The sequence below is a fragment of the Enterobacter sp. SECR19-1250 genome, from assembly GCF_013391025.1.
Taxonomy (GTDB): Bacteria; Pseudomonadota; Gammaproteobacteria; order Enterobacterales; family Enterobacteriaceae; genus Enterobacter; species Enterobacter cloacae.
Genome location: NZ_JACASJ010000065.1, coordinates 15,709 through 28,936, shown reverse-complemented (window position 1 = coordinate 28,936; position 13,228 = coordinate 15,709). Strand labels below are relative to the sequence as shown.

The 13,228-nt window shown below is 52.2% G+C and carries 11 protein-coding genes; 9 read left to right on the top strand and 2 right to left on the bottom strand.

Annotated features, from left to right (window positions below):
* The 9 genes from HX884_RS16710 to rpoC all read left to right on the top strand — a co-directional run.
* A partial coding sequence (locus HX884_RS16710; protein ID WP_072082104.1) for an elongation factor Tu occupies positions 1 to 101 on the top strand: 101 nt, incomplete at its 5' end.
* A 229-nt stretch (positions 102 to 330) separates the two neighbouring features.
* A complete protein-coding gene (gene secE / locus HX884_RS16705) occupies positions 331 to 714 on the top strand; it encodes a preprotein translocase subunit SecE (RefSeq protein ID WP_013094999.1) in 384 nt (127 codons plus the stop codon).
* Between the two features lies 1 nt (position 715).
* Complete coding sequence (nusG, locus tag HX884_RS16700; protein WP_003862341.1) at positions 716 to 1,261, top strand: transcription termination/antitermination protein NusG; 546 nt, start codon at positions 716 to 718, stop codon at positions 1,259 to 1,261.
* Between the two features lie 155 nt (positions 1,262 to 1,416).
* Complete coding sequence (gene rplK, locus HX884_RS16695; protein ID WP_008503452.1) at positions 1,417 to 1,845, top strand: 50S ribosomal protein L11; 429 nt, start codon at positions 1,417 to 1,419, stop codon at positions 1,843 to 1,845.
* 3 nt (positions 1,846 to 1,848) lie between these two features.
* A complete protein-coding gene (gene rplA, locus HX884_RS16690; RefSeq protein WP_013095000.1) occupies positions 1,849 to 2,553 on the top strand; it encodes a 50S ribosomal protein L1 in 705 nt (234 codons plus the stop codon).
* A gap of 292 nt (positions 2,554 to 2,845) precedes the next feature.
* Positions 2,846 to 3,343, top strand: a complete 498-nt coding sequence (gene rplJ, locus HX884_RS16685; RefSeq protein WP_013095001.1) for a 50S ribosomal protein L10 — start codon at positions 2,846 to 2,848, stop codon at positions 3,341 to 3,343.
* Positions 3,344 to 3,409: 66 nt separating this feature from the next.
* Complete coding sequence (rplL, locus tag HX884_RS16680) at positions 3,410 to 3,778, top strand: 50S ribosomal protein L7/L12 (RefSeq protein ID WP_013095002.1); 369 nt, start codon at positions 3,410 to 3,412, stop codon at positions 3,776 to 3,778.
* A gap of 319 nt (positions 3,779 to 4,097) precedes the next feature.
* Positions 4,098 to 8,126, top strand: a complete 4,029-nt coding sequence (gene rpoB / locus HX884_RS16675) for a DNA-directed RNA polymerase subunit beta (protein ID WP_008503453.1) — start codon at positions 4,098 to 4,100, stop codon at positions 8,124 to 8,126.
* Between the two features lie 76 nt (positions 8,127 to 8,202).
* Positions 8,203 to 12,426 (top strand): DNA-directed RNA polymerase subunit beta', encoded by a 4,224-nt coding sequence (gene rpoC, locus HX884_RS16670; protein WP_013095003.1) that lies wholly within the window; start codon positions 8,203 to 8,205, stop codon positions 12,424 to 12,426.
* A 58-nt stretch (positions 12,427 to 12,484) separates the two neighbouring features.
* Here rpoC and HX884_RS16665 read toward each other — a convergent pair whose 3' ends face one another.
* Both HX884_RS16665 and HX884_RS16660 read right to left on the bottom strand, forming a co-directional pair.
* Positions 12,485 to 12,802: a PTS lactose/cellobiose transporter subunit IIA gene (locus HX884_RS16665; protein ID WP_020684626.1), complete on the bottom strand. Its 318-nt coding sequence runs from the start codon at positions 12,800 to 12,802 to the stop codon at positions 12,485 to 12,487.
* The gene (locus HX884_RS16660; protein ID WP_023334100.1) at positions 12,802 to 13,110 is read right to left on the bottom strand and encodes a PTS sugar transporter subunit IIB; all 309 of its coding nucleotides are present in this window, start codon (positions 13,108 to 13,110) and stop codon (positions 12,802 to 12,804) included. The genes HX884_RS16665 and HX884_RS16660 overlap by 1 nt, the downstream gene beginning before the upstream one ends.
* Between the last annotated feature and the right edge of the window lie 118 nt (positions 13,111 to 13,228).

The following is a 13,228-nucleotide window of genomic DNA, read 5'->3' as shown; positions in this document are numbered from 1 at the left end:
CTCTGATCCACCCAATCGCGATGGACGACGGTCTGCGTTTCGCAATCCGTGAAGGTGGCCGTACCGTTGGCGCGGGCGTGGTTGCTAAAGTTCTCGGCTAATTGCTGATAACATTTGACGCAATGCGCAATAAAAGGGCATCATTTGATGCCCTTTTTGCACGCTTTCACGCCAGAACCTGGCTCATCAGTGATTATTTTTGTCATAATCATTGCTGAGACAGGCTCTGCAGAGAGCGTATAATTCGAAAAGCGAATTAGCATTTCGATTTGGTTTGCCTCGCGATCGCGGGGTGAAAATGTTTGTAGAATACTTCTGACAGGTTGGTTTATGAGTGCGAATACCGAAGCTCAAGGGAGCGGGCGCGGCCTGGAAGCGATGAAATGGGTAGTGGTAGCCGTTCTGCTGATCGTAGCGATCGTCGGCAACTATCTTTATCGTGACATTATGCTGCCGCTACGCGCGCTTGCAGTGGTAATTCTGATTGCTGCAGCGGGTGGTGTCGCGCTGTTGACGACAAAAGGCAAAGCGACTGTCGCTTTTGCCCGCGAAGCGCGTACCGAAGTCCGTAAGGTAATTTGGCCGACTCGCCAGGAAACATTGCACACCACGCTGATCGTAGCGGCGGTAACCGCTGTAATGTCACTGATCCTGTGGGGACTGGATGGTATTCTGGTTCGCCTGGTATCCTTTATCACTGGCCTGAGGTTCTGAGATGTCTGAAGCCCCTAAAAAGCGCTGGTACGTCGTTCAGGCGTTTTCCGGTTTTGAAGGCCGCGTAGCAACGTCGCTGCGTGAGCATATCAAATTACACAACATGGAAGAGTTATTTGGCGAAGTTATGGTTCCGACCGAAGAAGTGGTCGAGATCCGTGGCGGCCAACGCCGCAAAAGCGAGCGTAAATTCTTCCCGGGTTACGTGCTGGTTCAGATGGTTATGAACGACGCGAGCTGGCACCTTGTGCGCAGCGTACCGCGCGTGATGGGCTTTATCGGCGGCACGTCTGACCGTCCGGCGCCAATCAGCGACAAAGAAGTTGATGCGATTATGAACCGCCTGCAGCAGGTGGGTGATAAGCCGCGTCCGAAAACGCTGTTTGAACCGGGTGAAATGGTTCGTGTTAATGACGGTCCGTTTGCTGACTTTAATGGCGTGGTCGAAGAAGTGGATTACGAGAAATCCCGCCTGAAAGTTTCTGTTTCTATCTTCGGTCGTGCGACCCCGGTAGAACTGGACTTTGCCCAGGTAGAAAAAGCCTAAGCAGCGATCAAAAAAGCGGCGATTTAATCGTTGCACAGGGCGCGAGATTGGAATACAATTTCGCGCCTTTTGTTTTTATGGGCCACGGCCTGTAAAACGATTTTATTCACGGGGAGCCTCGCTGAGGCGCTATCACCCAATCAGAGGATTTTAGAATGGCTAAGAAAGTACAAGCCTACGTCAAGCTGCAGGTTGCAGCTGGTATGGCGAACCCAAGTCCACCAGTTGGTCCAGCTCTGGGTCAGCAGGGTGTGAACATCATGGAATTCTGTAAAGCGTTTAACGCCAAAACTGAATCCCTGGAAAAAGGTCTGCCAATCCCAGTTGTAATCACTGTTTACGCTGACCGTTCTTTCACTTTCGTTACCAAAACCCCTCCTGCAGCAGTTCTGCTGAAGAAAGCGGCTGGTATCAAGTCTGGTTCCGGTAAACCGAACAAAGACAAAGTGGGTAAAATTTCCCGCGCTCAGCTGCAGGAAATCGCGCAGACCAAAGCTGCCGACATGACTGGTGCCGACATTGAAGCGATGACTCGCTCTATCGAAGGTACTGCACGTTCCATGGGCCTGGTAGTGGAGGACTAAGAAATGGCTAAACTGACCAAGCGCATGTCCGTGATCCGTGACAAAGTTGATGCGACCAAACAGTACGACATCAACGAAGCTATCGCTCTGCTGAAAGAACTGGCTACCGCTAAGTTCGTTGAAAGCGTTGACGTTGCTGTTAACCTGGGCATCGATGCTCGTAAATCTGATCAGAACGTTCGTGGTGCAACTGTACTGCCACACGGTACTGGCCGTTCCGTTCGCGTAGCTGTATTTACTCAGGGTGCAAACGCAGAAGCTGCTAAAGCTGCTGGCGCTGAACTGGTAGGTATGGAAGATCTGGCTGACCAGATCAAAAAAGGCGAAATGAACTTTGACGTTGTTATCGCATCTCCAGATGCAATGCGCGTTGTTGGCCAGCTGGGCCAGGTTCTGGGTCCACGCGGCCTGATGCCAAACCCGAAAGTGGGTACTGTAACCCCTAACGTTGCTGAAGCGGTTAAGAACGCTAAAGCAGGTCAGGTTCGTTATCGTAACGACAAAAACGGCATCATCCACACCACCATCGGTAAAGTGGACTTCGACGCTGACAAACTGAAAGAAAACCTGGAAGCTCTGCTGGTTGCGCTGAAAAAAGCTAAACCAACTCAGGCGAAAGGCGTGTACATCAAGAAAGTTAGCATCTCCACCACCATGGGTGCAGGTGTTGCAGTTGACCAGGCTGGCCTGAGTGCTGCTGCAAACTAATGCCTTTACGTGGGCGGTGATTTTGTCTACAATCTTACCCCCACGTTTGCTAACGAAAGTTAGCGGCTAAAAGAATTGTTCGTTGGAGCCTGGCCTAATCCAGGCCTCCGTCGAAGACCGCAGGTGTTTCGCAAGAGACTTAATCCCCTGCGTAGACGGTGACAGAACGCTAAGATTATTTTTGGATATTCTGGCTTGTTTCTGCTCACCGTATTAAGACGCTCTTTCCGTTGGGAAGAGTGAAGTGAGTTCCGGAACATGAGTTCCGGCAAACATCCAGGAGCAAAAGCTAATGGCTTTAAATCTTCAAGACAAACAAGCGATTGTTGCTGAAGTCAGCGAAGTAGCCAAAGGCGCGCTGTCTGCAGTAGTTGCGGATTCCCGTGGCGTAACTGTAGATAAAATGACTGAACTGCGTAAAGCAGGTCGTGAAGCTGGCGTTTACATGCGTGTTGTTCGTAACACCCTGCTGCGCCGTGCTGTTGAAGGTACCTCTTTTGAGTGCCTGAAAGACACGTTTGTTGGTCCGACCCTGATTGCATACTCTATGGAACACCCGGGCGCTGCTGCTCGTCTGTTCAAAGAGTTCGCGAAAGCGAATGCAAAATTTGAGGTCAAAGCCGCTGCCTTTGAAGGTGAGCTGATCCCGGCGTCTCAGATCGACCGCCTGGCAACTCTGCCGACCTACGAAGAAGCAATTGCACGCCTGATGGCAACCATGAAAGAAGCTTCGGCTGGCAAACTGGTTCGTACTCTGGCTGCTGTACGCGATGCGAAAGAAGCTGCTTAATCGCAGTTATCTTTATAAAGCATCTGCTTACGTATAAACTTATTCTGATATTCAGGAACAATTTAAATGTCTATCACTAAAGATCAAATCATTGAAGCAGTATCCGCTATGTCCGTAATGGACGTTGTTGAGCTGATCTCTGCAATGGAAGAAAAATTCGGTGTTTCTGCTGCTGCTGCTGTAGCTGTTGCTGCTGGCCCAGCTGCTGACGCTGCTGAAGAGAAAACTGAATTCGACGTAATTCTGAAAGCTGCTGGCGCGAACAAAGTTGCAGTAATCAAAGCTGTTCGTGGCGCTACCGGTCTGGGTCTGAAAGAAGCTAAAGACCTGGTAGAATCTGCTCCAGCTGCGCTGAAAGAAGGCGTGAGCAAAGACGACGCAGAAGCACTGAAAAAATCTCTGGAAGAAGCTGGCGCTGAAGTTGAAGTTAAATAAGCCAACTTTTCTGGTTGCAGCCTAAGTAATTAGGCTGATGGCTGGTGACTTTTTAGTCACCAGCCTTTTTGCGCTGTAAGGCCTCGGTAGCATTTCACACTGTTTGACTATCGATGTGTCTTTCAATGCTTGTTTCTATCGACGACTTAATATACTGCGACAGGGTGCTCGCTCTGTGTAAATCGCAATGAAATGGTTTAAGCGTGATAGCAACAGGTATTGCGGAAAGTATTCAATTTTCCGGTCCACAAAATGGTGTTGCACAAACTGTCCCTTCGTCGGACAGATGGGTCGACTTGTCAGCGAGCTGAGGAACCCTATGGTTTACTCCTATACCGAGAAAAAACGTATTCGTAAGGATTTTGGTAAACGTCCACAAGTTCTGGACATTCCATATCTCCTTTCTATCCAGCTTGACTCGTTCCAGAAGTTTATCGAGCAAGATCCTGAAGGGCAGTACGGTCTGGAAGCAGCCTTCCGTTCCGTGTTCCCAATTCAGAGCTACAGCGGTAACTCCGAGCTGCAGTACGTCAGCTACCGCCTTGGCGAACCGGTGTTTGACGTTCAGGAATGTCAGATCCGTGGCGTGACCTATTCCGCACCGCTGCGCGTAAAACTGCGTCTGGTGATCTACGAGCGCGAAGCGCCGGAAGGCACTGTTAAAGACATTAAAGAACAAGAAGTCTACATGGGTGAAATTCCACTCATGACAGACAACGGTACTTTCGTTATCAACGGTACTGAGCGTGTTATCGTTTCCCAGCTGCACCGTAGCCCGGGCGTCTTCTTCGACAGCGATAAAGGTAAAACACACTCTTCCGGTAAAGTACTGTATAACGCGCGCATCATTCCTTACCGTGGTTCATGGCTGGACTTCGAGTTCGATCCAAAAGACAACCTGTTTGTCCGTATCGACCGTCGTCGTAAACTGCCTGCAACCATCATTCTGCGCGCACTGAACTATACCACTGAACAGATCCTGGACCTGTTCTTTGAAAAAGTGATCTTTGAAATCCGCGACAACAAGCTGCAGATGGAGCTGGTGCCGGAACGTCTGCGTGGTGAGACCGCGTCGTTCGACATCGAAGCCGACGGCAAAGTGTATGTGGAAAAAGGTCGCCGTATTACCGCGCGCCACATCCGTCAGCTGGAAAAAGATGATATCAAACACATCGAAGTTCCGGTTGAATACATTGCAGGAAAAGTAGCCGCGAAAGATTACGTTGATGAATCAACTGGCGAGCTGATCTGCCCGGCTAACATGGAGCTGAGCCTGGATCTGCTGGCTAAGCTGAGTCAGGCTGGCCACAAACGTATCGAAACGCTGTTCACTAACGATCTGGACCACGGTCCGTACATCTCTGAGACTGTACGCGTCGACCCAACCAACGATCGTCTGAGCGCGCTGGTAGAAATCTACCGCATGATGCGTCCTGGTGAGCCACCAACTCGCGAAGCGGCTGAAAGCCTGTTCGAGAACCTGTTCTTCTCTGAAGACCGCTACGATCTGTCTGCGGTTGGTCGTATGAAGTTCAACCGTTCTCTGCTGCGCGATGAGATCGAAGGTTCCGGTATCCTGAGCAAAGACGACATCATCGAAGTGATGAAGAAGCTCATCGATATCCGTAACGGTAAAGGCGAAGTGGACGACATCGACCACCTCGGCAACCGTCGTATCCGTTCCGTAGGCGAAATGGCGGAAAACCAGTTCCGCGTTGGCCTGGTGCGTGTAGAGCGTGCGGTGAAAGAGCGTCTGTCTCTGGGCGATCTGGATACCCTGATGCCTCAGGATATGATCAACGCCAAGCCGATTTCTGCAGCCGTGAAAGAGTTCTTCGGTTCCAGCCAGCTGTCTCAGTTTATGGACCAGAACAACCCGCTGTCTGAGATTACGCACAAACGTCGTATCTCTGCACTCGGCCCAGGCGGTCTGACCCGTGAACGCGCAGGCTTCGAAGTTCGAGACGTACACCCGACTCACTACGGTCGCGTATGTCCAATCGAAACGCCTGAAGGTCCAAACATCGGTCTGATCAACTCCCTGTCCGTGTACGCACAGACAAACGAATACGGTTTCCTTGAGACCCCGTACCGTAAAGTGACTGACGGTGTTGTTACCGACGAAATTCATTACCTGTCTGCTATTGAAGAAGGCAACTACGTTATCGCTCAGGCGAACTCCAACCTGGATGACGAAGGCCACTTTGTAGAAGATCTGGTTACCTGCCGTAGCAAAGGCGAATCCAGCTTGTTCAGCCGCGACCAGGTTGACTACATGGACGTATCCACCCAGCAGGTGGTATCCGTCGGTGCGTCCCTGATCCCGTTCCTGGAACACGATGACGCCAACCGTGCATTGATGGGTGCGAACATGCAACGTCAGGCCGTTCCAACTCTGCGTGCTGATAAGCCGCTGGTTGGTACCGGTATGGAACGTGCTGTTGCCGTTGACTCCGGTGTTACTGCAGTGGCTAAGCGTGGCGGTACCGTTCAGTACGTTGACGCATCCCGTATCGTTATCAAAGTTAACGAAGACGAGATGTATCCGGGCGAAGCGGGTATCGACATCTACAACCTGACCAAATACACCCGTTCTAACCAGAACACCTGTATCAACCAGATGCCTTGCGTATCTCTGGGTGAGCCAGTTGAGCGCGGCGACGTGCTGGCAGACGGTCCGTCCACCGACCTCGGTGAACTGGCGCTCGGTCAGAACATGCGCGTAGCGTTCATGCCGTGGAACGGTTACAACTTCGAAGACTCCATCCTCGTCTCCGAACGTGTGGTACAGGAAGATCGTTTCACCACCATCCACATTCAGGAACTGGCCTGTGTGTCCCGTGACACCAAGCTGGGGCCAGAAGAGATCACCGCTGACATCCCTAACGTGGGTGAAGCTGCGCTCTCCAAACTGGATGAATCCGGTATCGTTTACATCGGTGCGGAAGTGACCGGCGGCGACATTCTGGTTGGTAAGGTAACGCCGAAAGGTGAAACCCAGCTGACGCCAGAAGAGAAACTGCTGCGTGCAATCTTCGGTGAGAAAGCGTCTGACGTTAAAGACTCTTCTCTGCGCGTACCAAACGGTGTTTCCGGTACGGTTATCGACGTTCAGGTCTTCACCCGTGACGGCGTTGAGAAAGATAAACGTGCGCTGGAAATCGAAGAGATGCAGCTCAAACAGGCTAAGAAAGACCTGTCTGAAGAACTGCAGATCCTCGAAGCGGGTCTGTTCAGCCGTATCTATGCGGTGCTGGTTGCCGGTGGCGTTGAAGCTGAGAAGCTCGACAAACTGCCACGCGATCGCTGGCTGGAACTGGGCCTGACCGACGAAGAGAAACAAAATCAGCTGGAACAGCTGGCTGAGCAGTATGACGAACTGAAACACGAGTTCGAGAAAAAACTCGAAGCGAAACGCCGCAAAATCACTCAGGGCGACGATCTGGCACCAGGCGTGCTGAAGATTGTTAAGGTGTATCTGGCTGTTAAACGTCAGATCCAGCCTGGTGATAAGATGGCAGGTCGTCACGGTAACAAGGGTGTTATCTCTAAGATCAACCCGATCGAAGATATGCCGCACGATGCTAACGGTACGCCGGTAGATATCGTACTGAACCCGCTGGGCGTACCGTCTCGTATGAACATCGGTCAGATTCTGGAAACCCACCTGGGTATGGCTGCGAAAGGTATCGGCGACAAGATTAACGCCATGCTGAAACAGCAGCAGGAAGTCGCGAAACTGCGCGAATTCATCCAGCGTGCCTACGATCTGGGTACCGATGTGCGTCAGAAAGTCGACCTGAACACCTTCAGCGATGAAGAAGTGCTGCGTCTGGCAGAGAACCTGCGCAAAGGTATGCCAATTGCAACGCCGGTATTCGACGGTGCAAAAGAAGCTGAAATTAAAGAGCTGCTGCAACTGGGTGGTCTGCCAACGTCTGGTCAGATTACGCTGTTTGACGGCCGTACCGGTGAACAGTTCGAGCGTCCGGTAACCGTAGGTTACATGTACATGCTGAAACTGAACCACCTGGTCGACGACAAAATGCACGCTCGTTCTACCGGTTCTTACAGCCTGGTTACTCAGCAGCCGCTGGGTGGTAAGGCACAGTTCGGTGGTCAGCGCTTCGGGGAGATGGAAGTGTGGGCGCTGGAAGCATACGGCGCAGCATACACCCTGCAGGAAATGCTCACCGTTAAGTCTGATGACGTGAACGGTCGTACCAAGATGTATAAGAACATCGTGGACGGCAACCATCAGATGGAACCGGGCATGCCAGAGTCCTTCAACGTACTGTTGAAAGAGATTCGTTCGCTGGGTATCAACATCGAACTGGAAGACGAGTAATTCTCGCTCAAACAGGTCACTGCTGTCGGGTTAACGCCCGACAGCAGAGTGTGCTAACTCCGACGGGAGCAAATCCGTGAAAGACTTATTAAAGTTTCTGAAAGCGCAAACTAAAACCGAAGAGTTTGATGCGATCAAAATTGCTCTGGCTTCGCCAGACATGATCCGTTCATGGTCTTTCGGTGAAGTTAAAAAGCCGGAAACCATCAACTACCGTACGTTCAAACCTGAGCGTGACGGCCTTTTCTGTGCACGTATTTTCGGGCCAGTAAAAGATTACGAGTGCCTGTGCGGTAAGTACAAGCGCCTGAAACACCGTGGTGTGATCTGTGAGAAGTGCGGCGTTGAAGTGACCCAGACCAAAGTGCGCCGTGAGCGCATGGGCCACATCGAGCTGGCGTCTCCGACTGCTCACATCTGGTTCCTGAAATCTCTGCCGTCCCGTATCGGCCTGCTGCTGGATATGCCGCTGCGCGATATCGAACGTGTTCTGTACTTCGAATCTTATGTGGTTATCGAAGGCGGGATGACGAACCTGGAACGTCACCAGATCCTGACTGAAGAGCAGTATCTGGACGCGCTGGAAGAGTTCGGTGACGAATTCGACGCGAAGATGGGTGCGGAAGCTATTCAGGCCCTGCTGAAGAGCATGGATCTGGAGCAAGAGTGCGAGCAGCTGCGTGAAGAGCTGAACGAAACCAACTCCGAAACCAAGCGTAAAAAGCTGACCAAGCGTATCAAACTGCTGGAAGCGTTCGTTCAGTCTGGTAACAAGCCAGAGTGGATGATCCTGACCGTTCTGCCGGTTCTGCCGCCAGATCTGCGTCCGCTGGTTCCGCTGGATGGTGGTCGTTTCGCTACGTCCGATCTGAACGATCTGTATCGTCGCGTGATCAACCGTAACAACCGTCTGAAACGTCTGCTGGATCTGGCTGCGCCGGACATTATCGTACGCAACGAAAAACGTATGCTGCAGGAAGCGGTAGATGCCCTGCTGGATAATGGTCGTCGCGGTCGTGCGATCACCGGTTCTAACAAACGCCCTCTGAAATCTTTGGCCGACATGATCAAAGGTAAACAGGGTCGTTTCCGTCAGAACCTGCTCGGTAAGCGTGTTGACTACTCCGGTCGTTCTGTAATCACCGTAGGTCCATACCTGCGTCTGCATCAGTGCGGTCTGCCGAAGAAAATGGCACTGGAGCTGTTCAAACCATTCATCTACGGCAAACTGGAACTGCGAGGACTCGCCACCACCATCAAAGCCGCTAAGAAAATGGTTGAGCGTGAAGAAGCTGTCGTTTGGGATATCCTGGACGAAGTGATCCGCGAACACCCGGTACTGCTGAACCGTGCACCAACTCTGCACCGTCTGGGTATCCAGGCATTTGAGCCAGTCCTGATCGAAGGTAAAGCTATTCAGCTGCACCCACTGGTTTGTGCGGCGTATAACGCCGACTTCGATGGTGACCAGATGGCTGTTCACGTACCGCTGACGCTGGAAGCCCAGCTCGAAGCGCGTGCGCTGATGATGTCTACCAACAACATCCTGTCTCCAGCGAACGGTGAACCAATCATCGTTCCTTCTCAGGACGTTGTATTGGGTCTGTACTACATGACCCGTGACTGTGTTAACGCTAAAGGCGAAGGCATGGTGCTGACTGGCCCGAAAGAAGCTGAGCGTATTTATCGCGCTGGCCTGGCCTCTCTGCATGCGCGCGTTAAAGTGCGTATCACTGAATACGAAAAAGATGCTAACGGCGAATTCGTTGCGAAAACCAGCCTGAAAGACACGACTATCGGCCGTGCCATTCTGTGGATGATCGTACCGAAAGGTCTGCCTTTCTCCATCGTTAACCAGGCGCTGGGTAAGAAAGCGATCTCCAAAATGCTGAACACCTGTTACCGCATTCTGGGTCTGAAGCCGACTGTTATCTTCGCTGACCAGACAATGTACACCGGCTTTGCTTATGCAGCGCGTTCAGGTGCATCTGTTGGTATCGATGACATGGTCATCCCAGAGAAGAAACACGAGATCATCTCTGAAGCAGAAGCTGAAGTTGCGGAAATCCAGGAGCAGTTCCAGTCTGGTCTGGTAACCGCGGGCGAACGCTACAACAAAGTTATCGATATCTGGGCTGCGGCGAACGATCGTGTATCCAAAGCGATGATGGATAACCTGCAAACCGAAACCGTGATTAACCGTGACGGCGTAGAAGAGCAGCAGGTTTCCTTCAACAGCATTTACATGATGGCCGACTCCGGTGCGCGTGGTTCTGCAGCACAGATTCGTCAGCTGGCAGGTATGCGTGGTCTGATGGCGAAGCCAGATGGCTCTATCATCGAAACGCCAATCACCGCGAACTTCCGTGAAGGTCTGAACGTACTCCAGTACTTCATCTCCACGCACGGTGCACGTAAAGGTCTGGCGGATACCGCACTGAAAACAGCGAACTCCGGTTATCTGACGCGTCGTCTGGTTGACGTTGCGCAGGATCTGGTGGTGACCGAAGACGATTGTGGCACCCTTGAAGGTATCACCATGACCCCGGTTATCGAGGGTGGTGATGTTAAAGAGCCACTGCGCGATCGCGTACTGGGTCGTGTTACCGCGGAAGACATTCTGAAGCCGGGTACCGCAGACATTCTGGTTCCACGCAACACGCTGCTGCACGAACAGTGGTGTGACCTGCTGGAAGCGAACTCTGTTGACTCCGTGAAAGTGCGTTCCGTTGTATCCTGTGACACCGACTTTGGTGTATGTGCGCACTGCTACGGTCGTGACCTGGCACGTGGCCACATCATCAACAAAGGTGAAGCCATCGGCGTTATCGCGGCACAGTCCATCGGTGAGCCGGGTACACAGCTGACGATGCGTACGTTCCACATCGGTGGTGCGGCATCTCGTGCGGCTGCTGAATCCAGCATCCAGGTGAAAAACAAAGGTAGCATCAAGCTCAGCAACGCGAAATCGGTTGTGAACTCCAGCGGTAAACTGGTTATCACTTCTCGTAACACCGAACTGAAGCTGATCGACGAATTCGGTCGTACCAAAGAGAGCTATAAAGTGCCTTACGGTGCTGTTATGGCGAAAGGTGATGGCGAGCAGGTTGCCGGCGGTGAAACCGTTGCAAACTGGGATCCACACACCATGCCAGTTATCACCGAAGTGAGTGGTTTCATCCGCTTCACTGACATGATCGACGGCCAGACCATTACTCGTCAGACTGACGAGCTGACCGGTCTGTCTTCTCTGGTAGTTCTGGATTCTGCTGAACGTACTACCGGCGGTAAAGATCTGCGTCCTGCACTGAAAATCGTTGATGCTCAGGGTAACGACGTTCTGATCCCTGGTACCGATATGCCTGCGCAGTACTTCCTGCCTGGTAAAGCGATTGTACAGCTGGAAGATGGCGTACAGATCAGCTCTGGTGACACCCTGGCGCGTATTCCTCAGGAATCCGGCGGTACCAAGGACATCACCGGTGGTCTGCCACGCGTTGCGGATCTGTTCGAAGCACGTCGTCCGAAAGAGCCGGCAATCCTGGCTGAAATCAGCGGTATCATCTCCTTCGGTAAAGAGACCAAAGGTAAACGCCGTCTGGTTATCACCCCGGTAGATGGCAGCGAGCCGTACGAAGAGATGATTCCTAAGTGGCGTCAGCTCAACGTGTTCGAAGGTGAACGCGTAGAACGTGGTGACGTGGTTTCCGACGGTCCAGAAGCGCCGCACGACATCCTGCGTCTGCGTGGTGTGCATGCTGTTACGCGTTACATTGTTAACGAAGTACAGGACGTATACCGTCTGCAGGGCGTTAAGATTAACGATAAACACATCGAAGTTATCGTTCGTCAGATGCTGCGTAAAGCGACCATCGAGAACGCGGGCAGCTCCGAGTTCCTGGAAGGCGAGCAGGTTGAGTACTCACGCGTCAAGATCGCTAACCGCGAACTGGAAGCGAACGGCAAAATCGGTGCGACCTTCTCGCGCGATCTGCTGGGTATCACCAAAGCGTCTCTGGCAACCGAGTCCTTCATCTCTGCAGCATCGTTCCAGGAAACCACTCGTGTCCTGACCGAAGCCGCTGTTGCAGGTAAACGTGATGAACTGCGCGGTCTGAAAGAGAACGTTATCGTGGGTCGTCTGATCCCGGCGGGTACCGGTTATGCGTACCATCAGGATCGTATGCGTCGTCGTGCTGCAGGCGAACTGCCAGCTGCACCGCAGGTGACTGCTGAAGATGCATCCGCGAGCCTGGCAGAGCTGCTGAACGCAGGTCTGGGCGGTTCCGACAACGAGTAATCGTTGATGCCGTAAATAAAAAAACCCGCCTCGGCGGGTTTTTTTACAGCTGTAGCTTTTAATTCAGCAACGGGATGCGTCGATAAAGCTCAATCATATCGCCCGCCAGATCCTGGATGACCATCGCGTTCATCAGGTGATCCTGAGAATGGACGGTAATCAGGTTAACCGGAAGCTTCCCGGTGCCTTCATCAAGACCAATAAGCTGTGTCTGGATGGTGTGCGCATGCTTCACATACTCGCGCGACTCTTCCATCGCCTTTTCGGCCCCGTCAAAGTCACCTTTACGCGCCATCTGTAATGCCGTCAGGGCAGCACTGCGCGCCGCACCCGCGTTGACCAGCAGTTCCATGATTGTCGTTTCTAAGTCTTCCATTATGACTCCAGCAGTTTGAGCGCTTTTTCCAGTACGGCATCACCTTTCATCATGCCGTAATCCATCATGTCGATCACCGCGACCTTTTTACCCAGCGGCTCGGCCTGGGCCTGAAGTTTCGCCTGCTCGTATTTAACCTGTGGCCCCAGTAATACGATGTCGGCCGTCGCGATGTTGTCTTTAAATTCCGCGACCGGAACGGCTTTAATGGTGACTTCAACCCCTTTTTTCTGCGCGGCGTCTTTCATACGTTGAACCAGCATGCTCGTTGACATTCCCGCTGCACAGCATAAAACGATGTTCTTCATAATCAGCCTCGATCTACATGTGTTTATTGATAATTATCCCGTGCAGACTGCTTCAACAACCGCTTTACCGTGATTGTGTGTCAGGCATCACAAAGAAATCGGCATTTTTCTGAAACCG

Excerpts from the sequence above, each read along its gene's own strand:
- nusG (WP_003862341.1), top strand. The coding sequence starts at position 716 with ATGTCTGAAGCCCCTAAAAAGCGCTGGTACGTCGTTCAGGCGTTTTCC.
- rplA (WP_013095000.1), top strand. The coding sequence starts at position 1,849 with ATGGCTAAACTGACCAAGCGCATGTCCGTGATCCGTGACAAAGTTGAT.
- rplK (WP_008503452.1), top strand. The coding sequence starts at position 1,417 with ATGGCTAAGAAAGTACAAGCCTACGTCAAGCTGCAGGTTGCAGCTGGT.
- secE (WP_013094999.1), top strand. The coding sequence starts at position 331 with ATGAGTGCGAATACCGAAGCTCAAGGGAGCGGGCGCGGCCTGGAAGCG.
- HX884_RS16660 (WP_023334100.1), bottom strand. The coding sequence starts at position 13,110 with ATGAAGAACATCGTTTTATGCTGTGCAGCGGGAATGTCAACGAGCATG.
- rplL (WP_013095002.1), top strand. The coding sequence starts at position 3,410 with ATGTCTATCACTAAAGATCAAATCATTGAAGCAGTATCCGCTATGTCC.
- HX884_RS16665 (WP_020684626.1), bottom strand. The coding sequence starts at position 12,802 with ATGGAAGACTTAGAAACGACAATCATGGAACTGCTGGTCAACGCGGGT.
- rpoB (WP_008503453.1), top strand. The coding sequence starts at position 4,098 with ATGGTTTACTCCTATACCGAGAAAAAACGTATTCGTAAGGATTTTGGT.
- rplJ (WP_013095001.1), top strand. The coding sequence starts at position 2,846 with ATGGCTTTAAATCTTCAAGACAAACAAGCGATTGTTGCTGAAGTCAGC.